At 57.2% G+C, this 22,124-nt stretch carries 17 protein-coding genes and 1 pseudogene; 8 read left to right on the top strand and 10 right to left on the bottom strand.

The genetic code is table 11. The features are described from left to right. Nucleotides 1-121: 121 nt before the first annotated feature. From V6940_RS12810 to trpS, 4 genes are all read right to left on the bottom strand, one after another. Nucleotides 122-1,246 carry an ABC transporter permease gene (locus tag V6940_RS12810; protein ID WP_333496123.1) on the bottom strand — a complete coding sequence of 375 codons (1,125 nt, stop codon included), beginning with the start codon at nucleotides 1,244-1,246 and terminating at the stop codon, nucleotides 122-124. Further along, nucleotides 1,246-3,975: a ribosome-associated ATPase/putative transporter RbbA gene (rbbA, locus tag V6940_RS12805; RefSeq protein WP_333496122.1), complete on the bottom strand. Its 2,730-nt coding sequence runs from the start codon at nucleotides 3,973-3,975 to the stop codon at nucleotides 1,246-1,248. The genes V6940_RS12810 and rbbA overlap by 1 nt, the downstream gene beginning before the upstream one ends. Then, nucleotides 3,972-5,039, bottom strand: a complete 1,068-nt coding sequence (locus V6940_RS12800) for an HlyD family secretion protein (RefSeq protein WP_333496121.1) — start codon at nucleotides 5,037-5,039, stop codon at nucleotides 3,972-3,974. The genes rbbA and V6940_RS12800 overlap by 4 nt, the downstream gene beginning before the upstream one ends. A 261-nt stretch (nucleotides 5,040-5,300) precedes the next feature. Further along, on the bottom strand, nucleotides 5,301-6,308 hold the full coding sequence (gene trpS, locus V6940_RS12795; RefSeq protein ID WP_333496120.1) for a tryptophan--tRNA ligase: 1,008 nt from the start codon (nucleotides 6,306-6,308) through the stop codon (nucleotides 5,301-5,303). A 526-nt stretch (nucleotides 6,309-6,834) separates the two neighbouring features. Here trpS and V6940_RS12790 point away from each other — a divergent pair. From V6940_RS12790 to bglB, 7 genes are all read left to right on the top strand, one after another. Further along, nucleotides 6,835-7,173 (top strand): YebF family protein, encoded by a 339-nt coding sequence (locus V6940_RS12790; RefSeq protein ID WP_333496119.1) that lies wholly within the window; start codon nucleotides 6,835-6,837, stop codon nucleotides 7,171-7,173. A gap of 95 nt (nucleotides 7,174-7,268) precedes the next feature. Further along, nucleotides 7,269-7,736 (top strand): MarR family transcriptional regulator, encoded by a 468-nt coding sequence (locus tag V6940_RS12785; protein ID WP_185668192.1) that lies wholly within the window; start codon nucleotides 7,269-7,271, stop codon nucleotides 7,734-7,736. A 5-nt stretch (nucleotides 7,737-7,741) separates the two neighbouring features. Beyond that, nucleotides 7,742-8,809, top strand: a complete 1,068-nt coding sequence (locus V6940_RS12780) for an HlyD family secretion protein (RefSeq protein WP_333496118.1) — start codon at nucleotides 7,742-7,744, stop codon at nucleotides 8,807-8,809. Then, on the top strand, nucleotides 8,799-9,860 hold the full coding sequence (locus tag V6940_RS12775) for a DUF2955 domain-containing protein (protein ID WP_185668194.1): 1,062 nt from the start codon (nucleotides 8,799-8,801) through the stop codon (nucleotides 9,858-9,860). Before V6940_RS12780 ends, V6940_RS12775 begins: the two co-directional genes overlap by 11 nt. Before the next feature lie 79 nt (nucleotides 9,861-9,939). Next, nucleotides 9,940-11,610: a hypothetical protein gene (locus V6940_RS12770; protein WP_333496117.1), complete on the top strand. Its 1,671-nt coding sequence runs from the start codon at nucleotides 9,940-9,942 to the stop codon at nucleotides 11,608-11,610. A gap of 238 nt (nucleotides 11,611-11,848) precedes the next feature. Continuing rightward, nucleotides 11,849-14,260: a hypothetical protein gene (locus tag V6940_RS12765; RefSeq protein ID WP_333496116.1), complete on the top strand. Its 2,412-nt coding sequence runs from the start codon at nucleotides 11,849-11,851 to the stop codon at nucleotides 14,258-14,260. Beyond that, the gene (gene bglB / locus V6940_RS12760; protein ID WP_333496115.1) at nucleotides 14,257-15,333 is read left to right on the top strand and encodes a beta-galactosidase BglB; all 1,077 of its coding nucleotides are present in this window, start codon (nucleotides 14,257-14,259) and stop codon (nucleotides 15,331-15,333) included. The genes V6940_RS12765 and bglB overlap by 4 nt, the downstream gene beginning before the upstream one ends. A gap of 78 nt (nucleotides 15,334-15,411) precedes the next feature. On the opposite strand, the gene V6940_RS12755 is transcribed toward bglB, so the two are convergent. Together V6940_RS12755 and V6940_RS12750 are read right to left on the bottom strand one after the other, a co-directional pair. Beyond that, complete coding sequence (locus V6940_RS12755) at nucleotides 15,412-15,882, bottom strand: GNAT family N-acetyltransferase (RefSeq protein WP_333496114.1); 471 nt, start codon at nucleotides 15,880-15,882, stop codon at nucleotides 15,412-15,414. Further along, nucleotides 15,879-16,121 carry a DUF2164 domain-containing protein gene (locus tag V6940_RS12750; protein ID WP_185668202.1) on the bottom strand — a complete coding sequence of 81 codons (243 nt, stop codon included), beginning with the start codon at nucleotides 16,119-16,121 and terminating at the stop codon, nucleotides 15,879-15,881. The genes V6940_RS12755 and V6940_RS12750 overlap by 4 nt, the downstream gene beginning before the upstream one ends. A gap of 168 nt (nucleotides 16,122-16,289) precedes the next feature. Here V6940_RS12750 and V6940_RS12745 point away from each other — a divergent pair, with 168 nt between their 5' ends. Then, nucleotides 16,290-17,234, top strand: a complete 945-nt coding sequence (locus tag V6940_RS12745; RefSeq protein WP_333496113.1) for a TauD/TfdA dioxygenase family protein — start codon at nucleotides 16,290-16,292, stop codon at nucleotides 17,232-17,234. 51 nt (nucleotides 17,235-17,285) lie between these two features. On the opposite strand, the gene V6940_RS12740 is transcribed toward V6940_RS12745, so the two are convergent. From V6940_RS12740 to V6940_RS12725, 4 genes and pseudogenes are all read right to left on the bottom strand, one after another. Next, nucleotides 17,286-18,206 (bottom strand): DUF5655 domain-containing protein, encoded by a 921-nt coding sequence (locus tag V6940_RS12740; RefSeq protein WP_333496112.1) that lies wholly within the window; start codon nucleotides 18,204-18,206, stop codon nucleotides 17,286-17,288. 126 nt (nucleotides 18,207-18,332) lie between these two features. Then, nucleotides 18,333-18,672: pseudogene (symE, locus tag V6940_RS12735) on the bottom strand (endoribonuclease SymE). Nucleotides 18,673-18,887: 215 nt separating this feature from the next. Further along, on the bottom strand, nucleotides 18,888-20,642 hold the full coding sequence (locus tag V6940_RS12730; RefSeq protein WP_333496111.1) for a restriction endonuclease subunit S: 1,755 nt from the start codon (nucleotides 20,640-20,642) through the stop codon (nucleotides 18,888-18,890). Beyond that, nucleotides 20,642-22,111 (bottom strand): N-6 DNA methylase, encoded by a 1,470-nt coding sequence (locus tag V6940_RS12725; RefSeq protein ID WP_333496110.1) that lies wholly within the window; start codon nucleotides 22,109-22,111, stop codon nucleotides 20,642-20,644. The genes V6940_RS12730 and V6940_RS12725 overlap by 1 nt, the downstream gene beginning before the upstream one ends. Between the last annotated feature and the right edge of the window lie 13 nt (nucleotides 22,112-22,124).

Genomic DNA, 22,124 nt, shown 5'->3' with positions numbered 1-22,124 from the left:
TTTTGCGTCTGCGGGAAATGAAAGAGCGGTGAACATCCCGGGGTCGCTGTGCTCGTCCGGGCTATAACGGTGATGCACACTGCCGGATGGCGGCGTGAACGCCTTATCCGGCCTACAAATCTTACGCCATCTCCCCAATCGTCTTACGAAAACGCACCAGCGCAATACCAAAGAACGCCCCGCCAATGGCTAGCAACGTCAAAAACTGCGGCCAGACGATAGAAAAATCAGCACCACGATAGAGAATTGCCTGCGCCAGGCTCACGAAATGTGTTGTCGGCATGGTGAGCATAATGTCCTGCACCAGCTGCGGCATACTTTCTCTCGGTGTTGAACCGCCGGACAGCATCTGCAGTGGCAGCAGTACGAGGATCATCAACAGCCCCAGTTGCGGCATCGACCGGGCAATCGTGCCCATAAAAATGCCGATCGACGTTGTCGCAAACAGACTCAGCGCGACCCCCAGCATAAATAGCGGGATCGACCCCTCTATCGGCACCTGCAGGATCCCCTGCACCATCAACATCAGCGACAGCCCCGACACCACCAGAACGACCAGCCCCATCGACCAGACCTTGGCGAGCATAATCTCAAACGGCGTCACCGGCATCACCAGTAGATGCTCAACCGTGCCGTGCTCACGCTCGCGGATCAACGCCGACCCGGTGAGCACGATCGCCAGCATCGTAATATTGTTGATAATTGCCATCACCGCGCCAAAACGCGCCTGCTCGAGGTTTGGGTTAAAGCGCATCCTCACTGCCAGCTCTACCGGCAACGCACTGTTATCCCGATACCGCGCCACAAAGCTATTTACCTCGCCGGTCACGATATTCTGGATGTAGCTGTTGCCGGTAAACGCCTGGCTCATACGGGTGGCATCAACGTTAACCTGTAAATCCGGCTGCCTTCCTGCCAGCACATCCCGTTGAAAATTAGGCGGAATATTGATGGCGAAGGTATAGCGCCCGGCGTCTAATCCCGCATCCATCTCGTCGGCGGTAATCAGCTCTGGCTCCAGGAACCACGGCCGATAGAAGCCGTTGATAATCCGCGATGAGAGCTGTGATTTATCCATATCGGCGATCGCAATCGGCGCCAGATGGAGCGAGCCTGGCATCACCGTTGCCGAAGAGTAGACCGACACGGTGAAGGCAAACACAATCAGCGTCAGCATTGCTTTATCGCCCAGCAGGCTGCGGAGTTCCTTCACGCCGAGGTTATAAATATTGCGTAATCCGCGCATCATCCCTCCTGTTTTTTCAGCAGCCACACGCTTAATCCCAGCACCAGCGGCACGGCAATCAGCAGCGGAATAAACGACGCCCACAGGTCACCTAGCCCCAGCGCTTTTGAGAAGGTGCCGCGGGCAATGGTCAGGAAGTGGCTGGTCGGGTAGATCTGGCCAATCCAACGCCCTGGCCCTTCAAGCGACGCGACCGGATCGATCATCCCGGAGAACTGGGTGGCCGGAATCAGCGTAATGATCGCCGTCCCGAAGATCGCTGCGATCTGACTCTTCATAAAGGTAGAGATCAACAGCCCCAGCCCGGTGGCGATGGTGACGTACAGCAGTGCCGCCAGCGTTAGCGTCAGGAAGCTCCCTTTGTGCTGCACGCCAAAAACGAATACCGACAGCGCGCAGAGCAGCAGGAAGTTGAACATCCCGAGCACGATGTAAGGCATCTGTTTACCGAGTAAAAACTCGGTACGGGTGGTGGGCGTCACGTACAGGTTGATGATCGAACCCAGCTCTTTCTCTCGCACCACGCTCAGCGCGCTGAGCATCGCTGGGATCATCATCAATAGCAGCGGGATCACCGCCGGAACGATCGCCGGCAGGCTCTTCACATCCGGGTTATAGCGATAGCGCGTCTCAATAGAAATCAATGACGTATCGCGATTGGCAGAAGGCTGTCGCCCGGCCATCTCCTGTAGCCACGAAAGGTGCATCGCCTGCACGTAGCCGCGTACCGTTTCCGCGCGGTTTGGCATCGCGCCATCGACCCACACGCCTATCTGCACCGGCGTACCGCGGGCGATATCGCGGCCAAAGTTGGGTGGGATTTCGATGGCGACCGCCAGCTCGCCATCGCGCATTCGGCGGTCCAGTTCATCGTAGCTATGCAGCGGCGGCTGCTCGATAAAATAGCGCGAACCGGCAATGTTCTGCGACCAGCCCTGGCTGCTGACCGTTTGATCGCGGTCGAGCACCGCAAAGCGCAGATCCTCCACGTCCATGCTGATCCCATAGCCCATGATAAACATCAGGATCACCGTTCCCAGCAGCGCCAGCGTCGATCGCACGGGATCGCGGCGCAGCTCCAGCGCTTCACGACGGCTATAGCTGAACAGACGGCGCAGGCTAAAGGCCTGGCGCGGTGGTTCACTCTCGGTTTTCACGGGCGCTTCCGCCATCTCTGCAACAGGAATCGGATCGGAAGCCTCTTGCAGGTAAGCGATAAACGCCTCTTCCAGCGTGGCCGCGCCGCGCCGTTCGACCAGCGCCTGCGGGGTATCGCTGGCCAGCACCTTGCCCGCATGCATCAACGAAATACGGTCGCAACGCTCTGCTTCGTTCATAAAGTGGGTGGAGATAAAAATGGTGACCTTATCCTGGCGCGCCAGGTCGACCATCAACTGCCAGAACATATCGCGGGCCACCGGGTCTACGCCGGAGGTCGGTTCGTCGAGGATCAGCATCTCCGGGCGATGGATAACCGCCACCGCCAGCGACAGGCGCTGACGAATGCCGAGCGGCAGCGCGGTAGGCAGGGCGTTCTCTACCTCGGTGAGCATAAAGCGCCGGCTCATCTCGGCAACTCTGGCGGGGATCTCGTCATCCGGGATATGGAACAGCTTCGCGTGCAGTTCCAGGTTCTGCCGCACGCTCAGCTCGCTGTAGAGTGAGAAGGCCTGCGACATGTAGCCCACCCGGCGGCGGGTCTCGATATCTTTTGGGTCGACCGGCTGACCAAACAGCCAGGCTTCCCCTTCGCTGGCGGGCAGCAGCCCGGTCAGCATCTTCATGGTGGTGGACTTACCGCAGCCGTTGGAGCCGAGAAAGCCGAAAATCTCGCCGCGGGCGATACGGAAGTTCACGTGATCCACCGCGACAAAGTTGCCAAAGCGCATGGTCAGCCCGCGCGCTTCAATAGCAATTTCCTCTTCAGAGGTATCGCGCGGCGGGATGATAACCTGCTGGTGCGCGTTGCGTTGCGCCTCCGGCAGCAGGGCGATAAACGCCTGCTCCAGTGTCTGGCTATGGGTGTGGCCACGGAGTTCTTCCGCGCTGCCGGTGGCCAGCACCTCCCCGGCGTTCATGGCAACCAGCCAGTCGAAGCGCTCGGCCTCTTCCATATAGGCGGTGGCGACCAGCACGCTCATCTCCGGCTGGCGCTCGCGGATGCTGTCGATAAGCTCCCAGAACTGCGCACGTGAGAGCGGGTCCACACCGGTGGTGGGTTCATCGAGGATCAGTAACTCTGGGTCGTGGATCAGCGCACAGCACAGGCCGAGCTTCTGCTTCATCCCACCGGAGAGTTTCCCAGCAGGGCGGTCGCGGAACGGCGCCAGCCCGGTGCTTTGCAGCAGCTCGTCGATGCGCGCTTCACGCTCGCTTTTATTGTGGCCAAACAGGCTGGCGAAGAAGTCGACGTTCTCGTAGACCGACAGGGTGTGATAGAGGTTCTTACCCAGCCCCTGCGGCATCCAGGCGATTTTCGGGCAGACATCGCGGCGGTGCCGGGCATCGCGCATATCGCCGCCGAGCACCATCACGTTGCCTTGTTCAATCACCCGTGCGCCGGCAATCAGCGACAGCAGGCTCGATTTCCCCACGCCGTCCGGGCCAATCAGCCCCACCATACGGCGGGAGGGGATGGTCAGCGTGATATCACGCAGCGCGACGGTGGCGCCAAAATGCTGGCCGACGTGCTCCAGCCGGGCGACGGCGGGGTGGATATCCTGTTTCATTGCGGCAACCTCACCATCAGCATGGCAGGCCATGGCTGTTGGTTATCCAGGCGCACGTAGGCCATCCCCGGCAGGCCGGTTTTCACATACTCAAGGTGTTCGGCCAGCAGTTCCGGCGGAATGCGCGCTTTGACGCGGAACATCAGCTTAAGTCGTTCATCGCTGGTTTCGACGGTTTTCGGCGTGAACTGGGCGACGCTTGCCACAAAGCTGATATTGGCAGGGATTACCAAATCCGGCGCGGCATCCAGAATGATGCGCACCTCGCTGCCTATGGCTAACAGCCCGGCCTGTTCGGTAGGCAGGAAGAAGGTCATGTAGACGTCGGCCAGGTCGACCATATTCAGCACGCGCCCGCCAGCAGCCAGCACTTCACCCGGTTCGGCCACGCGGTACTGAATGCGACCATCACGCGGGGCTTTCAGTTCGCTATCGTCGATATCGGCCATGATGCGGCGTTCGGTTGCCTGGGCAGCTTCGACGCGGGTTTGTGCCTGGATGATGCTGGTGCGGGCGGCTTCTATTGCCGCACGGGCGGCAGAGACCTGCGCGCGGGCGGATTCTAGTGCAGCCCTGCCGCTTTCGGCGGCGGCACGGTCATCGTCAAGCTGCTGGGCGGAAACGGCACCGCGCTGCGACAGCGTGCTGGAACGGGCGTGACGTTTGGAGGTGGAGTCCAGCTCTGCCTGGCGCTGTTTAACGATGGCTTCGCTGGCGCGCATTTCGCTTTGACGCTGATCCAGCAAGGCTTTAGCGGCGGCAACGGCGCTTTGCGCCTCTTTAATTTGCGCGGCAGCTTCCAGGCGCTGCTCGTTCAGCACCCGTGTGTCCATGCGGGCCAGCACTTCACCCTGACGGACAAACTGGCCCTCTTTAACGACAATCGACTCGATACGCCCGGCGGTTTTGGTGGCGATATCCACTTCCGTGGCTTCAATTCTACCATTACTGCTGGCGAACCCTGCCGGTAGCCCCGGCGGACGAAGCATCCACCACGCCACGGCGGCAATCACCACCGCGATACCGACGATATACCAGGCCCAATGCTGCTTGAATTTGTCCATACGCTACCCGCTCTGTTCCCTGTTGCTGAGTGCGCGCGTTTCGTCTTAAACGAAAGGAAAGGATGCTGTGAAGAGTGCTACTCATGTGGTCATCGTCAGCAATCCTGGCCGTAAATGAAACACGCATAAATATAGCTACTGTCAATGTCATACTAACACCGACATTCATTATGTCCATGCCGTTAACATGGGTTTGCGAAAGCATTAACACAATTAATCAAAGTGGATGAGGGCTCGGCAGCGCCTGAGCCCTCATAGCGTTCAGAACAGTACTGGCAGCCCAAGCCCACGTTTGACTGCGTGCAGCGTCTGCTGAGTCACCTCGTGCGCCCGTTCGCTGCCCTGACGCAGCAGTTCCAGCAGCATACCTTTATCCTGAATCACGGTTGCACGGCGTTCACGGATAGGGGCCAGCAGTTCCTGTAGGCACGCTTCCAGCACGTTTTTACACTGCCGGTCGCCCAGTCCGCCCTGCTGGTAGTGCGCCTTCATCTCTGCGACCAGCGCTTTATCGGGATGGAGTGCATCGAGGTAGGTGAAGACCACGTTGCCGTCGACTTGCCCGGGATCGGCTACGCGCAGGTGGTTAGGGTCGGTGTACATGGCACTGACTGCCTGGTGAATTTCTGTCTCGCTGGCGCTAAGGGTGAGCGTATTGCCGAGCGATTTCGACATCTTCGCGCCGCCATCAATGCCCGGCAGACGGCTCACGTCACTCAGCAGCGCTTTGCAGTGGTGCAGCACCGGCTCGGTGGTCAGGCTATTCATCTTGTGTACGATCTCGTTGGTTTGTTCGATCATCGGCAGCTGATCGTCGCCCACTGGCACGAGGTCGGCGTTAAACGCGGTAATGTCGGCGGCCTGGCTAATCGGATATGCCATAAAGCCGACCGGCAGCGAGCGGGAGAAACCTTTCTGCGCAATCTCGTTTTTCACCGTCGGGTTACGCTCCACGCGGGCCACGGTGACGATATTCATATACAGCGCGGTCAGCTCCGCCAATGCGGGCAGGGCGGATTGCAGGCAGATGGTGGTGCGGCTTGGGTCAATGCCCACCGCCAGATAGTCGGCCATCACTTCCAGAATATGGTGGCTGATTTTTTGCGGATTGCTGCCGTTGTCGGTCAGCCCCTGCAGGTCGGCAATCAGAATAAACTGCTGATGTTCATGCTGTAGTTGCACGCGCTGGCGCAGTGAACCGACGTAGTGGCCGAGATGCAGTTGGCCGGTAGGACGGTCGCCGGTCAGGATAGTGTGAGTGGTGTTCATCAGTCGTTCCTTATGAGGTATAAAGCCGAAAGACGAGACTGAGAAACAACAAAGCCGCCTTTCGGCGGCTTTGAAAAAAGATAACGTAACCCGAGCCGCCTGTTATGAAGGCAGCCACCAACGGTTGGAGCGGGTAACGGTCACGTTCGTGTTCATCTTTTTATCCTGCCACCAAACGGCCTGCGCTGTCTACCCTTTCACCATAAAACGATTTTATTTCTGGAAATGGGTCTCCATAAATATATAAAAATAGGCGTTTTGTATTATTAGACTTCGTTATTTTGATGGTGTAAAAATAAATAGGGAGAGTAATTAAGATGACGGTGTAAAACAATTAAAGGAGATTAACAACAATCAGTATGCATATATTATGGTAACTCATCTTTTTTACTGAGTTATTTATTCGATATTTACGCAACAATACCAACGGGTGGGTTTACATACCCCCTGATGTTTCTAGAATACCCCGATGTGATAATACGTTAACTCAACCTAACCTACCTTCAGCATGAAAAAGACATTATTAGTGACTGCACTATTTTGTGGCCTGCTGACTGCAGGCGTTTCGACGATTTGCGTTGTTCATGAAACCTTCCACGATACGACATCGGCCTGTCGTCCGGATTTCTCCCGTAAAGCGCTGCTGCGGGTGAAAGAGGACTATTTACGCGGCCGCTTCCCGCACTGGTATCAGGAAAAAAGTCAGCTCGGTACGATGACCCCCGAACTTCGTTTCGGCGAGGTGACCATTGAAGATGAAGAGTACCATGTCCCTTTCACCGCGCGGGGGCCCATCACCTCGCTGGCGCGCATCGGCCTTGTTGACTGCGTGTCCATGGATGTGGAGTACATCGCCGCCAGGTAGGCCCGTTTTACAATCCATGCGGTTTAGCCTCTCCGTTCCTTGATACTTATCATGGTAAGTATTATCGTAGTGGTACGAAACGATCGGAGAGTGTGATGACCGAAGAAGAGCTGTTTGCCCGCCGCCCAATGGGCATGCGCATGGCGATGGTGGTACGCCAGTGGCGTTCAATCATCGATCACGCGATTACCGATACCGGCCTGACTCAGTCTAGCTGGACGGTGCTGATGCAGCTTCATCAGCTGGGTGACAACGTTTCGGTCAGTGAGCTTGCGGAGACGCAAGGCATTGAACTGCCGCCGCTGATGCGCACGCTCACGTTACTGGAACAGCAGGGCTACCTGCAGCGCACCGTCTCACCGTACGACAAACGCATTCGCCTGCTGACGCTCACCGACGAAGGTCGGGCCGTGCTCCAGACGCTAAACCAGGTGATTGAAGCCTTCCAGACTCGCGTCGCTAACGGCATTCCCGCCGCCGACATCGCGAAGTTTAGCGACACCCTGAATCAAATAGCCTGCAATCTGCGGAATATCCGCGAAGAAAATAATAAAACCGACTAAACACCATGATGACGCCAGAACAGAAGTTTGCCCGCTGGGTAAGGGTCAGTATTGCCTCTTTCCTGCTGATGTTTCTCTATTTTATCGTTGCTGATATCTGGATCCCGCTGACGCCGGACTCCACGGTGATGCGCGTCGTGACGCCTATCTCTTCGCGCGTCTCCGGCTACGTTTCACAGGTCTACGTGCACAACAACAGCACGGTGAAAAAGGGCGACCTGCTGTATGAACTGGATCCAACCCCATTCCAGAATAAGGTCGATTCCGCTGCGTTAGCGCTGGCGCAGGCCAAGCTGAGCAATCAGCAGCTTGATGCCCAGATTGCTGCCGCACAAGCGAACCTCAAGACCGCGCAGCTCACGGCCCGCAACGACCGCGTGACCTACGATCGCTACCAGAGTCTGAGTCGAATGCAGAACGTCTCGCAGTCGGATCTCGATAAAGTCCGCACCACCTGGCAGACCAGCGAACAGTCGGTCAGTGCGCTGCACGCGTCTATCCACAACCTGCAAATTCAGCGCGGTGAGCGTGACAATAATCGGAACGTCACCCTTCAGCAGTATCAGACGGCGCTGCGGGAAGCCCAGCTCAACCTCGACTGGACCAAAATCCGCGCCGAAGCGGACGGTACCGTCAGTAACCTCCAGCTTAGCCCCGGCCTGTATGCCTCAGCGGGCAGTGCGGTGATGGCGGTGGTGAATCAGAAAACCGATATCGTGGCCGACTTCCGCGAAAAGAGCCTGCGTCATACCAAGCAGGGGACCGATGCCGCGGTGGTGTTTGATGCGCTGCCGGGTCAGGTGTTTGCCGCGAAGGTGACCAGCAGTGATGCGGGGATCCTCGCCGGTCAGGAAGCGGTGAACGGCGAACTGTCGCAGCCGGAGCAGTCCACCCGCTGGGTGCGTGACGCGCAGCGTATGCGCATTCACGTGGCGCTTAACGAACCGCTGGATAAAACCCTTCCAACCGGCGCGCGCGCCACGGTGCAGTTGTATAACAGCGAAGGCGGCTTTGCCCGCTTCTTCTCAGGGCTGCAAATCCACCTGATTAGCTGGTTGCACTATGTCTATTAAAACCCTCGCGCAGGTCTTTACCCCTCACGGCAACATCGTCTATACGGCGAATGATTTCCGTCAGACCTTGCGCATTGCCTTTGCCGGTATGGTGGCGCTGAGTATCTCGACGTTTTACGATACTCACTACGGCGTGTTCTTCGTCGTTTACCCGCTGCTGTTAATGTCTTTAGTACCGGTATTTAACCGCCACGTCGCCAAGCAGTTTATCTTCAGTGCGTCGTTGAACTGCCTCGAAATGGTACTGATCATCGGCTATCTCAGCCAATGGCCGGTCATCATGACGGCGGTAGTGTTTGCGCTGTACGTGGTGCGTTTTCGTTTTATGAGCCAGGGGCCGCTGTTCCTGTTTGGCTCGATGGGCGTGGTCTGCCAGAGTGTGATGCTCAACTTTATGAGCTACCCTTCCGCCAACTGGCACACGCTGCTGTTTTCCAATATTGAGGCCAGCGTGATGGCGGTGGCATTGAGCGCGCTGATGCATTACCTGATCCCGGATGCCGAACCGCGTAAGCCGCCGCCGCTGATTGAAAAAGACGCGGCGCGGGTGCGCCACGAATCGCTGCTGTCGGGTACCGTAGCGACGATTATCTTTATCGTCTTCCAGGTGAGCGACCTGAGCGATTCGCTCTCGGCGTTGATGGCCGGGATCCTGATCCTCTTCCCGATGCACTATCGCGGCGCGGTGATCAGCTCCATCTGGCGCGTGGCGGGCGTGGTGCTGGCCTGCCTGTACATTCTGGTGATACAGCTGATCCTCTACGACCACAGTAGCCATATGCTGTTGATGATGCCGCTTATCGGCTTAGGGCTGGCGTTCAGCGCGCGGCTGCACGTGATGGAGAAAGTCGGGGCGGGCGTCGGTTTCGCCAGTATCACCACCATCGGCATTATGTTTGGTCAGAACCTGCAGCCGGACGGCGACCTGGTGTTCAGCGACCTGTATCGCGCCACTTCGGTGACCATCTCGCTGCTGGCGACCCTGACGATGGTGTTTATCCTGCACCGCCTGCTCAACTGTTTCGCCCCAACGCGTTTTATTGTGAAGTAGCGCACTTCAGGACGCTGATTCTTCTCCCCCATTTGTGCTAACAATAGCCGCTCGCCGCGGTGGCGTGAGGGAGAAGACGATGTGGAAAACGCGTGCGCTGGAACTGAATAACCAGGAGTTCTGGAACTGGGAGAAAGCCTGCGAGCTGGTGCAGTGGGCGGCCCGCCATGATTTTAATACCGTGATTGTCGGGCAGGTCGACTTGTTCGACAAGCTGGTCTCGCCGAAGGGCTACACGCCGCACCAGTACAACGACCGTCTCTCCAGCCAGCAGCGTGCTCGCTGTGTCTACCTCAATCGCCTTGCCGGTTACTGCCACAAGCAGGGGCTACGTTTTTATCTCCAGGCTAAAGAGTTAAGTTTCCCGGCTGACCTGCTGGCGGCACATCCGCAGCTGATTGATAAAGACGGCAGCATCCGCTTTGACGTCGAGTTCTGGTGCCAGTATCTGGCGGATAAGCTCACGTTGCTGTGCCAGCAAATCCCCGCCATGAGCGGGCTGCTGGTGGCGCTCTCCAATACTGACGGCCTGCTGCCGGTCTCTCGCCCCAACTGGGAGCTGACCGGGCAGGACGACCCCTCGCCGCATATCGACCCGCGCAGCCTGTCACGTTATACCCAGTGTTTTAGCGCCATGGCGCGGGCGATGATGCGCGAGAATAAACATCTGGTGCTGCGCGCTTTCCCGGCGGGCAACCACGACATCGCCAACGTGATGGAGGCGATTCGCACTCTGCCGGAATGCGTATCGGTGTCGATCAAACTCACGCCGGAGCGCTTCTGGCCGACGTTTCCCAATAACCCGGCGCTGCTCGACGTGGAAAATCGTGACGTCTGGGTGGAGCTGGATCTGGTGGGTGAAGAGGTGGGCTGGGGCGTGTTTCCGTTCCCGCGTATCGACGAACTTCAGGGGCGTCTGCTGTGGTGCCGGGGCAACACCAGCATTAACGGCGCGGTGTGCAAAACCAGCTGGGAAGGCGTTGATAACCACTGGGTGATCGGCACGCTGAGCGAGTGCAACCTGGTGGCCTGTAGCCAGATCCTCTCGCGGGAAAATGAACATCTGACCCGCGCGGCACTGCTGACCCACTGGCTGGATGAATGCTACGGCTGGCGGCCTGACGAGGCGACGTTCGAGGAGTTTCAGTCGCTGATGGCGCAGGCCGGGCAGGTGCTGTATCAGGCCATCTACGTGCGCGATCACGTCTTCCATCGCCACAGCCAGGTACCGGCAAGCTACGGCCAGGCGGTGTGGAGCCTCTACGGCCAGCTCAACCGCAACCACTGGTTGCCGGGTTCTGAGCGCGATATCTTCTTCAGCGCCAGCGACGTCGAGATCTCCGGGCGCAACCTGTCGCTGATTGCCGAAGAGAAAGACGGCGCCTGGCAGGCGGCGGTGACGCTGCGCGAGCAGGCGCTAGCCTTTGCCGACCGCGCGGCGTTCCCGTATTCACTGCAAAAACGCTGGCAGGAAGAGTGGCAGGGCTTTGACCTCTATTGCCTGCTGTTCCGCCACGCCCAGAAAGCCTTCTTCACCCTCCATTTTGCACGGCTGGTGGAAAACAGCTGGAGCATGCGTGAGATTTGCCAGGTCAATCTTCAGGAGCTGTACCGCTGCGCGGCAGAAATGGACAGCTTCTGCGCCCAGCACACCGACGCGTCGCCGGGGCTGCACGTGATGTTCGACCCGACCCGCGTGCGCATGCTGGCCGACAGCCTGAGCCATGAGCTGACGCAGCTGAAAGGGTAAAGTGTGATAGCGATCACCATGCCATTGACCGCTGTGGCGGGGAAACGTGAATTTCCCCGGTTCATCATGGGCAGATAGCCATCCTCATGTGATATTCATCACGTTTTATCCCCGCGCCCGGTCAGGATTGTGAATGACCGGGCAGTTCCGCAAAACCCCGCCCTTATCCGCATAGCCTGTGGCGTACCGTTTCCAGAGAATAACGAGCAATTACTTAGCGGTTATTGAGGAAAGCATAATGAGGCTGGTTGCGGGCGAAGCGCTGACGCGCTTTACGGTGTCACTGCCGCACAATGAGCGGTTTGCGGAGTTTTTCACGGGCGAAACGGTCGATGAGCCGATGGACTATCGGTTCGCCAACGGCAAAGGCCCGGCGGAGGCGTCATTCTGTCGGCGCATCTTCCGCCGCGACGTTGCGCAGCGCGCCGTGTCGCCAGACAAGGCGTTACCGGCAAGCGAAGCTACCTGGACCGGACACAGTGATACCGTGACCTTTTCGGGTGTGCAGCCCGTCGCCACCCACAGCCAGCGCTGGCTGCGCGTCACCCTGCATGTGCCGCAAACGGGTCGCTATCCTTTCGAGATTGCCACTTGTGGCGGCGTGCGTATCTGGAGCGGCGACGAGCAGGCCGTCTGCTTCACGCCGTTTACCCGCAATACGCTGCAAACGCAGGCCGTTGATATTCCTCTCCAGCAAGGGGAGAACGCGCTGCTTATCCACCTCGACGAGCTGTTTGAGCGCGACACGATTTTTGCCTTCCGCATGATCTATCTTGGCGAGCATCCGCTTGAGGCAGGGCTGCCGACTATGGATACAGCGTATGTGGAAGCGCTGGCGCAGTTTATGGGCTCGCTGCCCGCCACTGCTACCGTACGCGACCAGCGTCTGGCGCTAACCTGCCCGGCGAATATGACTCTGACGCTGCGCGGCGCGGTACACAGCCTCGGCAACGACTGCATTCCAACGATCCCGCTGGATTTCGGTCTGGTCGACACCGGCAACGGCGAGTTAACGCTTCCGCTTCCTGCTTCTATCGGTATGGGCCATTACCGCCTGACGCTGACCGCTTCGCTGGGGGAGGTCACCATGAGCCGCGCGCTTAGCGTCACCGTGCTGCCCCAGGAGGCGTTGCCCGGCGGTGAAGGTGTGCTGGAGACCCGCAAACGCGTGGCTCTGAGCTACATTGCCGAGCACGGTGTGCCGCGCACCGGGCGTTTGCTCGCCATGCTGCACGTGGGCGATACCGGCTCGCTGGCGCAGAACCTGCTGATTCGCACCCTGCAACGTATCAGCGCCCGTCAGGACTGTTCGGATTTCTCGATGGTGCCGCTGCTGTGGATCTGGCATGACTTCCACGGCGAACACTTCCCGGCGGTGCTGTGGAAGCGCGTGCGCTCCGCGATTGTTGGCTATCGCTATTGGTACGACGAACTGGGCAACGACGTGATGTGGTACTGGAGCGAAAACCACGCGCTCTGCTTCCACACCGCGCAGTACCTGGCCGGGCAGATGTTCCCGGAGGAACGTTTTATTGCCTCTGGCCGCACGGGTCGCGAACAAGAGGCGGTGGCTGCCCAGCGCCTGAACGCCTGGTTCGATGCCATCGAGCAGCAGGGCTTTGTCGAGTGGAACTCTGCGCCTTACTACCCGGTGGACTACATCGGCCTGTTCGCGCTCTACCAGCTGGCCGACGATATCGCGCTGCGCCAGCGTGCTCAGCGCTTAATCGACCGCCTGATGCAGACCAGCGCGTTGCACTATCAGTCTGGCATTGCTGCGGGCACCATGGGCCGAGTGTATGAAAAAGAGCTGCTGGCAGGCCAGATGACCGAGATTTCCGCCTTCGGCCACGTCGCCTGGGGCGGTGGGCACGTCAACCGCAAGTGCGCCTCGCTGCCGTTTTTCTGCCTGAGCGACTACGTGCCGCCGCTGGAATCGGCACGAAACGCGCATTTAACCCACGGTACGCTCAGCGCCCACTACCAGTGCGGCGGCGGCAACATTGTGGCGTGGAAACAGCCAGCGGTAAGCCTCTCGAGCTGCGTGGATCACCACAGCGGCGAGCGCGGGCATCAGCAGCATCTGGTGGATGTGCAGTTTGCCGTGCGTCCCGATGCCCGACTGTGGGTAAACCATCCGGGCGACGTGGCACCGGGCAGCGAAGCGCGTCCCTCTTTCTGGGCGGGCAACGGCGTACTGCCGCGCGTAATGCAGGTGGAGAATCAGGCGATGCTGCTGTGGCAACTGGACGCGCGCGATGCGCTGGGCTGGACGCATCTGCATCTTCATGCCGAAGCCTTTGATGAAGTGCTTCCGCTGGCGCAGGGCTTTGCCGTGCGGGCGGGCAACGCCTTTGCCGCGGTGCTGTGCTCGCAGCCGCTTGCCGTCAACGGTGATGAAGTGCGTGCCGAAGGCCGCCGCGTGGCGTGGTGGCTGGAGGTGGGCGAGGGTGATTTTAGCGCCTTCTGCCAGCGGGTTCAGGCGCTGCGCATTGAACATCAAGACGACGTCGCACGGGTGATGAATGACCAGCACATGCTGATGCAGCTTGACGGGCAGGGTAACTGCCAGCACAACGGCAAAGCCGCCGCGTTCCCGACGCTGGTGGGTAATGAAATTCAGGTCACGCTGTCAGGAGACGCGCAATGAACAACGTAGCATTAAACGGCCTGCTGGAGCAGGTAGTTCAGGGCTTCTGCCGTCTGAAAAATATGGGCGAAGTCGGTACCGGCTCTGGCGAAGGCTTTGCTATCCACTTCGAAGAGTGGGAATGGGAAGTGGGCGTTGGCCTGTACGGATTCTGGCAGTATGCGCGTCAGCAGAATGATGCCAGTCTCCAGCAGTCGATCCTCACCTGGTATGAAGATCAGCTGGCAAAAGGGCTGCCGGAAATTCAGATCAACACTACCGCGCCGATGATCACTCTCGCGCTGCTAGCCGGACATACCGGGCGAGACGATCTACTGAAGGTGGTGAACGACTGGGCCGATGCGCTGTTGCGTACCCTGCCGAAAACCGAAGAAGGCGGCTTCCAGCACGTGGTGAAAGAGCAGCCGAACACCGGGCATCTGTGGGACGACACGCTGTTTATGACCTGCCTGTTCCTCGGTACCGCGGGCGTGGTGCTGAAGCGCAAAGACCTGATTGATGAAGCCTCGTACCAGTTCCTGCTACACACCCGCTACCTGTGCGAACCGGCGAGCGGCCTGTGGTATCACGGCTGGACGTTCGTTGGCAAACATCACTTCTCGGCAGCGTTCTGGGGGCGCGGCAACGCGTGGATCACCGTAGCGATCCCGGAATTTATCGCCTTGCTCGGCGACAGCCTGGATGCCAGCGTGAAGCGCTACCTCTCGGTGGTGGTCGCGCGCCAGGTCAACACGCTCTGCGAGCTGCAGGCCGACAACGGCATGTGGCACACGCTGCTTGACGATCCTTTATCGCCGCAGGAATCTTCCGCTACGGCGGGGATCGCCTACGGTATGTTACGCGGCGTGCGGATGGGGATCCTCGACGAGAAGGTGGCCGATCATGCGATGCGCGCCTGGCATGCGCTGCGCGACAGAATCGACGATGGGATCTTGCTGGAAGCGTCGAAAGGGACGATGGTCGGGCCGGATTTGCAATATTACTGCGATATTGCGATGGCGCCGGTGCCGTACGCCCAGGCGCTGATGATGTTGCTGTTGCTGGAGCTGCAACAGGAGAAGTGGATCGCCTGATGGCGCTGCGCTTATCAGGCCTACAGGCAGGGTTTTGTAGGCCGGGTAAGGCGCAGCCGCCACCCGGCATTTATCCGGCTACATGCTCAACTCGCGGGTATAAACCCGCGAAGACTCACCCCACGGGTGATAGCCCAACCCGTTGAAGCTAAAGCCAGCTTGCTCGTAAAACCCGTCCATATCGGTGCACAGATGCAGCTGCGTAAAGCCAAGCTGCTTTGTGTGCTGGGCGATATGCTCAATCAACCGCCGCGCCAGTCCTTGCCGACGATAGTCCGGCTCAATATAGAGCGCACACAGCCACGGGTACAGTTCGCCGCGGCTGATAAAATCGTTGGTAATCAACCCCGCGCAGCCGATGATCCGCTCGCCATCCTGCTGCCAGTACCACTGCGGCAGCGGGTTTTTCGCCCCCGGCGTGCGGCGCAGCGCGTCGTCGTAAACCATCATCGATGCTTCCGATGCCCACTGCTGCTGGAAATAGGCGATAACCACCTCCATCTGCTCGGGATGGTCGCGCAAAGAACGAATAACGTACTGTGAACTCATAGAATTTTCTTCAGATCCATCTCTTCCTGAATGCGCTCGCTCCACGCAAAGTGGGTACGAATCGCCTCATCAATCCCGGCGTTATAAAAGGCCGGCCCCAGCTTCTCGATAATAAAATCGATAAAGAACTCCGCGTCGAACTGCTCCAGCTCGAGGTCGAACTGTTTGGCGCAGTAATCCGTTAGCTGATCGCGCAGTTTCTCGCGCTCGGCGGGGGTGAGGTTGATTTCCGTGCTCATAAAGACTCCTGTTTCATTCCCGGGCGAGGCGTTCACGCCGACCCCGGGGCGGCTCGATGCCGAATAATGCAATCCCATCTGCGACCTATCAATATCACAAAGTCGACTTTGTGACCCGGCGGAATATTTCTATATTCGGGTTTCTGACGATTTTAACGGGGCGCAATCATGACTGCTGTGAACACTGCTGATACCGATTTTCCTTTACTGAACGTACGCCGCGTAGCGGGCAACATCGGCGCGGAGATCCGCGATATTCACCTCTCTGCAAGTCTTGATGCCGACACTTTCGCCCAGATCGATGCGGCGCTGGTCAAATACAAAGTGCTGTTCTTCCGCCAGCAAGGTCACCTGACCGATGCCGAACATCAGGCTTTCGGCGCGCGCTTAGGCAAGATTGTTCCCCACCCTACGGTACCGTCTCCCGAAGGCACCAAACTGTTCGAACTCGACGCCTCCAAAGGCGGCGGCCGCGCCGACTCGTGGCACACCGATGTCACCTTCGTTGACGCCTTCCCGAAAATCTCCATTCTGCGCGGCGTCACCATCCCGGAATACGGCGGCGACACCGTGTGGGCCAACACCGCCCGCGCCTACGAGCAACTGCCGGAGACGCTCAAGCGCTTCGTCGACACCCTGCATGCGGTACACAGCAACGACTATGACTACGGCGCCGAACGCGTCGTCGTCGAAACGCACCGCCTGGCGCATCACCAGAAAGTGTTCGTCTCATCCCTTTGGGAAGCCGAGCACCCGGTGGTGCACGTCCACCCGGTCAGCGGCGAACGCGCGCTGCTGCTGGGGCACTTCGTCAAACGGCTGGTGGGCTTCAGCTCGCGGGAATCCGCGCAGCTGTTCGAACTGCTGCAAAACCGCATCACCCGCCTGGACAACACCGTGCGCTGGCAGTGGCAGCAGGACGACGTGGTGATTTGGGATAACCGCAGCACCCAGCATTACGCGGTGAACGACTACGGCACCCAGCCGCGTGTGGTGCGCCGGGTGACGGTGGAAGGGGAAATTGCCGTTGGGGTGGATGGCAGTAAAAGCCGCACGGTTTCACGACCGCAGGATGCGGCGAATGGGGAAGGGGCGGTGAGCGCGGCGTCGTGAATGCGAAGGTGGCGTTGGATTGATGCCAACGCCATGCGGAATCGGGATAAATCAGTTTTCCTGATAGGCTTTTTCAACTAGCAGTTTGGCTTTATCCAGGTCGTGTTCATTACGCACAATCAGCTCGACGTCGCCGGTTCCCCAGTGGCCGATATGGGTGACGTCCCGGCTAAAGCCGTCTTCTAGCTGGATATGCTGCGGATTGATTTTCAGCCATAGCCGCAGGTGCGGGTCGGTGACGGGATAAGCCGCGACGCAGACAAAATTGCGAATGCGGCGGAAGGCGTCATACAGCTTCAGCTCTTTAAACTGAACTTCATCCCCAAGCGACAGCACGAAGCTTTTTAACTGCTCGTGCAGCGACAACAGCGCGGGGGAGGAAGAGGAAAGCTGTTCGCGCTGCGTGCGGGTATGGCGCTTACCGTTGCTGGTCGGGGCATCGATGGTGATCTGTTGGGAGCTGTTTTCGACCACGGCGTTAACCAGTTCCAGCATCAGCAGGTCGTCGGCAAACAGCTTGTAGCGAATCAGGCTGATATTACGATTAATCTGCTGCACGGCGTGTTCATCGTATTTATTAAAATCAGCGGCGATACAGATTAACCGTGTGCCTGACCAGTCGATGGCTTCGGCCGTGGTTTTACCCATCTTCTCCATCACCTGCCACTGAAATTCCGCTTTATGGTCGAGCAGCCAGTCGAGATAAAACAGCCCCTGGTTAATGACGTTTTCATTGCTGTGGCGCTTATATTCAATAATCACCGGGCAGTTATTTTCATCGAGGCCGAGGGAATCAATCCGCCCACGGTGGGTTTTACCCGTGCTGTATTCGGTGTCGAGAAAGCGGACGCCGAGGAAGGTTTCCATATGGGATTCGATCAGTGTTTGCAGATCTTTTTCAATGGCCGCAGCTTTGCCCGGCAGTTCTTGTACTTTCCCGGCACCGAGGCGGAAAAGCTGGATATCGCTCATGGATCCCTCCTGAAGGTTATTCGCACTATCATACGTGGAGTGGGAGGAGATAAAAGAGGAATTCGGGCTTTTGGCTGTGGGGAATAGTGCAAGCCCGACAGCGGATAGGCTGCCGGGCGACGGGTTTTAGGCTTCCCGCTTGCGCGACTTATTGGCAATGACGCCGATAAAGTCCTGCACCTGACGCTGTTTACGCGCCGACAGCGTGCAGGCCTGATGCAGCGACTGCATCAGCGGCGGCTCTGGTGGTTTCACGGTCAGCACAATACAGCCTTCCATCACCTTAATATCCATTTTGCTGCCGGTGGTAAAACCGGCGGCTTCCAGCCACTGGCCTTTCAGAGTAATGGCGGGAATACGGGTGTATTCCGGGTAGCGGCTCGCATAACTGACGGTGGCGACGCGGTTATTTGTTGGGGGAGACTTCTGGATCGGTGAATTCTGCAATAGAATGCGGGGTAGTCATGATGGCTATTCTCTGTAAATAGTGATTGTGATTAGCGAGGCGCTCGTGTTGCAGCACGGGCGTCTTGCGAAAAATACCTGTATATATCATCAGGGAATAGAAGGAAAGTCCAGCTGAAAATGAATGAAAATAAGGGTGTGGATGCGGGGATGGATTATTTCTGGTGATGGGAATAAAGCGGCTATTTAGCCGCTTTATTGGTTTCTGGGGGGGAGTTAATTTATGGCGGCGTCGGTGAGGGCGTCGGCCAGGTGGAGCTGGGTTTGTTGGGCGGATTTGAACGCTAAAGTTAAGGTTTCAAGGATTTCCATGAATATATTTACTGTATTAACGATTCTTTTTTGCTCTTTTAATGGAGGTACAGGGAATCGAAATTTGCTTATTTCGCCAAGATATAAACAAGGTTGTGCTCCACCGCGTTTGTGCGAGTGAATCATAGATTGTAATAACTGGGAGTCCATAGCTATTTTCAAGAAATTTGGTTCAATAATTAATGGTTTTATTATTGCAACACTACGTACGAGTGCAAATTCAGAGTCGCCAGTAATTAATGATGATCTTCCTATTGTTCCGCCAACCGAAACGATTAATAGGTCACCTTTCTCAGGTAAGCATCTTTCACGGGATTTTATATAGCTAGACTCTGAAATATAATCACAGTTTTCATAGTCTAAAAAACCATCGCGAATATTTTTGGCTGAAAGTAATTTATAACCTTCAGCAATGCGTGGTGGAGTTTTATGATCACCATCGGTAATCTTTGTTGCAACATGATCTAATCTAGACCATTCCCACCCATCCGGCAGTTCAAACGGTTTTTCCTCATCACTAACCGGTGGCAACGGTTTTTGCTTTTTAATTTTCCCATCTTTCACCAATTGCGATTTTTCCTGCGCAATACGTTTGAGCAGTTCAGAGGCCGGTTCGTCGTTCGGATTCTGCGGCACCAGTTTGCCCATCACCGCCAGTTGCAGAATGGTCTGTTTTAAGGCGTCAATGCTGGCTTCGGTGGTAAACAGCGTGTCGAAATGCTCGCTGATACGCGCCCAGCTTTCGGCCCGTTCATCGGCGTTCTGGCTGTCGGTTAGCGTGGTTAGCAGGGTTTCAACCAGCTGTTGATGAGCATCCAGACTGGTCAGGGAATGCTGCTCCAGTTGGTCGCAGAGGGACATTAGGGTTATGACATAAGATAAAATCTTCTCTTGCATTTTTAGAGAAGGAAGTGCGATAGGTATACTACCTATGACACTTTGGTTTATCGCGGGTATCGAGGTACCTGATTGGTACTTTGACATATCGAGAGCACTAAGGATTAGATAGAACCACTCACCTGAAATTGCATTACAGGGTTTTATTCCAAGACAGTTGTTATCAATTGCTGTTTCCTGAACTAAAATTCTTCGCTTATTAGTCGCAATTGCTCCTCCAATTTTAGGGAAAATGATGGTGCCGGGCTCTGAAATTTTAATTTTATATTCATCAGCTAGATCTTTTGAAATTGTATTTATTGTTGAAACGATGAATTTCTCGTTACCCTCGAGATTCATGTCGCTAACCTTGCACATCAAAATTTCTTTATCAGAGCCTCCTTGAACCGCGTTTGGAAAACCAGAACCTAAAGCCCATGTACCAAGATTAATTAATCGTGTCCACTCCCACCCCTCCGGTAGCTCAAACAGTTTCTCCTCTTCGCTAATCTCCGGCAGCTGTTTTTGCTTTTTAATTTTCCCCTGCTTCACCAGCTCGGCCTTTTCCGCCGCAATACTTTTTAGCAACTCAGACGCTGGTTCATCGTTCGGATCCTGCGGCACCAGCTTGCCGCGCACCGCCAGCTCCAGAATCAGCTCGCGCAGCTTCTTAATGCCGTACAGGTTAATCTTGCCCGAGCTGCCGCGTCCGGCGGTGGAGCGGGTCTGTAGCGCAGTGCTCCAGGTATCGATATGGTCGACAATCAGTTTTTCCACCGCCATCAGTTGGCCTCCTTGCCGGAGAGCGCCGCGCCGAGGATATCGCGCAGCTGGTGGCGCAGGGACTGGATTTCTTCCTGCTGCTTCGCGTACTGCGCCAGCAGTTCATCCGGATCGTGACTGACGGTTTCCGCCTGGTGGGGGTTCTTGATATCGAGGTTAAAGTTGCGGGCAATCACCTCGTTGATGCTGACCTTCCACGCCTGCTCGTTCTCGACGCGGCTGGCGAAGCCGTCGGCCTCGTTGCCCCACCAGTCGATCTCGGCCTGGAACTCGTCAAACTTCATCGGCTTAGTTTTGCTGTAGTTCTTCACGCCCGCCGGGTACGGATGCTCGTAGAACCAGATGTCTTTGGTCGGCTGGCCTTTGGTAAAGAACAGCAGGTTGGTTTTGATCCCGGTGTACGGGTTAAACACGCCGTTCGGCAGACGCACGATGGTGTGCAGGTTGCACTCCTCGGTGAGCAGCTTTTTGATTTTGGTTTTCACGCCTTCGCCAAACAGCGTGCCGTCCGGCAGCACCACCGCCGCGCGGCCGTTTTTCGCCAGCACTTCAATAATCAGTTGCAGGAACAGATCCGCCGTTTCGCGGGTCTGCATCTCTGCCGGGAAGTTCTTCTCGATGCCGTCTTCTTCAGTGCCGCCGAACGGCGGGTTGGTGACGATCACATCCAGCTGTTCATCCCACGACGACAGCGGCTTGTTGAGGGTGTTGTCGTGACGGATTTGCACCGGCACTTCGATACCGTGCAGCAGCATATTGGTGGTCGCCAGCAGGTGCGGGAGCTGCTTTTTCTCCACGCCGTGGATCTGCTGTTGCAGCGTCTGGTGATCGGCCACGCTCTTCACGTAGTGGTTTTTTACGTGATCGAATGCGCAGGCGAGGAAGCCGCCAGTGCCGCAGGCGGGGTCCATAATCGACTCGCCGAGCTTCGGATCGACGCGATCGACCATAAAGCGGGTGACGGCGCGCGGAGTATAAAACTCACCGGCGTTGCCCGCCGATTGCAGATCTTTGAGGATCTGTTCGTAAATGTCGCCGAACAGGTGGCGTTCGCTGGCGCTGGTGAAGTCAACTTCGTTGAGCTTGTTGATCACCTGACGCAACAGGGTGCCGTTTTTCATGTAGTTATAGGCATCGCTGAACGCCTGTCTGACCACAAAGCCGCGCGGGTTTTTATCGATAGGTGCGGTGAGGTTTTTCAGCGCCGGGAACAGGTCGTCGTTGACGAACTCCAGCAGGGAATCGCCGGTAATGCCCTCGGCGTTTGCCGCCCAGGTGCGCCACAGGTAGCGCTGCGGGATCGGGTACTGATAGTTATCCTGCTCCAGTTCCAGCGCCTCTTCCTGGGCGTCGAAGATTTTCAGAAACAGCAGCCAGGAGAGCTGGCCGAGGCGCTGCGCATCGCCGTCCACGCCGGCGTCTTTGCGCATAATGTCCTGTAAGGATTTGATTACTGAGCTGATTGACATGATGTGTTCCATG

Source organism: Kluyvera sp. CHPC 1.251, assembly GCF_036759945.1.
GTDB lineage: Bacteria > Pseudomonadota > Gammaproteobacteria > Enterobacterales > Enterobacteriaceae > Kluyvera > Kluyvera sichuanensis.
This window is presented reverse-complemented; position numbering and strand designations above follow the sequence as displayed.

What these genes read in the sequence shown, in the direction of transcription:
- V6940_RS12745 (WP_333496113.1), top strand. Translation starts at nt 16,290, where the DNA reads ATGACTGCTGTGAACACTGCTGATACCGATTTTCCTTTACTGAACGTA.
- V6940_RS12730 (WP_333496111.1), bottom strand. Translation starts at nt 20,642, where the DNA reads ATGGCGGTGGAAAAACTGATTGTCGACCATATCGATACCTGGAGCACT.
- rbbA (WP_333496122.1), bottom strand. Translation starts at nt 3,975, where the DNA reads ATGAAACAGGATATCCACCCCGCCGTCGCCCGGCTGGAGCACGTCGGC.
- V6940_RS12810 (WP_333496123.1), bottom strand. Translation starts at nt 1,246, where the DNA reads ATGCGCGGATTACGCAATATTTATAACCTCGGCGTGAAGGAACTCCGC.
- V6940_RS12800 (WP_333496121.1), bottom strand. Translation starts at nt 5,039, where the DNA reads ATGGACAAATTCAAGCAGCATTGGGCCTGGTATATCGTCGGTATCGCG.
- trpS (WP_333496120.1), bottom strand. Translation starts at nt 6,308, where the DNA reads ATGAACACCACTCACACTATCCTGACCGGCGACCGTCCTACCGGCCAA.
- V6940_RS12765 (WP_333496116.1), top strand. Translation starts at nt 11,849, where the DNA reads ATGAGGCTGGTTGCGGGCGAAGCGCTGACGCGCTTTACGGTGTCACTG.
- V6940_RS12725 (WP_333496110.1), bottom strand. Translation starts at nt 22,111, where the DNA reads ATGTCAATCAGCTCAGTAATCAAATCCTTACAGGACATTATGCGCAAA.
- V6940_RS12750 (WP_185668202.1), bottom strand. Translation starts at nt 16,121, where the DNA reads ATGAGCACGGAAATCAACCTCACCCCCGCCGAGCGCGAGAAACTGCGC.
- V6940_RS12740 (WP_333496112.1), bottom strand. Translation starts at nt 18,206, where the DNA reads ATGAGCGATATCCAGCTTTTCCGCCTCGGTGCCGGGAAAGTACAAGAA.
- V6940_RS12785 (WP_185668192.1), top strand. Translation starts at nt 7,269, where the DNA reads ATGACCGAAGAAGAGCTGTTTGCCCGCCGCCCAATGGGCATGCGCATG.
- V6940_RS12775 (WP_185668194.1), top strand. Translation starts at nt 8,799, where the DNA reads ATGTCTATTAAAACCCTCGCGCAGGTCTTTACCCCTCACGGCAACATC.
- V6940_RS12755 (WP_333496114.1), bottom strand. Translation starts at nt 15,882, where the DNA reads ATGAGTTCACAGTACGTTATTCGTTCTTTGCGCGACCATCCCGAGCAG.
- bglB (WP_333496115.1), top strand. Translation starts at nt 14,257, where the DNA reads ATGAACAACGTAGCATTAAACGGCCTGCTGGAGCAGGTAGTTCAGGGC.
- V6940_RS12770 (WP_333496117.1), top strand. Translation starts at nt 9,940, where the DNA reads ATGTGGAAAACGCGTGCGCTGGAACTGAATAACCAGGAGTTCTGGAAC.
- V6940_RS12780 (WP_333496118.1), top strand. Translation starts at nt 7,742, where the DNA reads ATGATGACGCCAGAACAGAAGTTTGCCCGCTGGGTAAGGGTCAGTATT.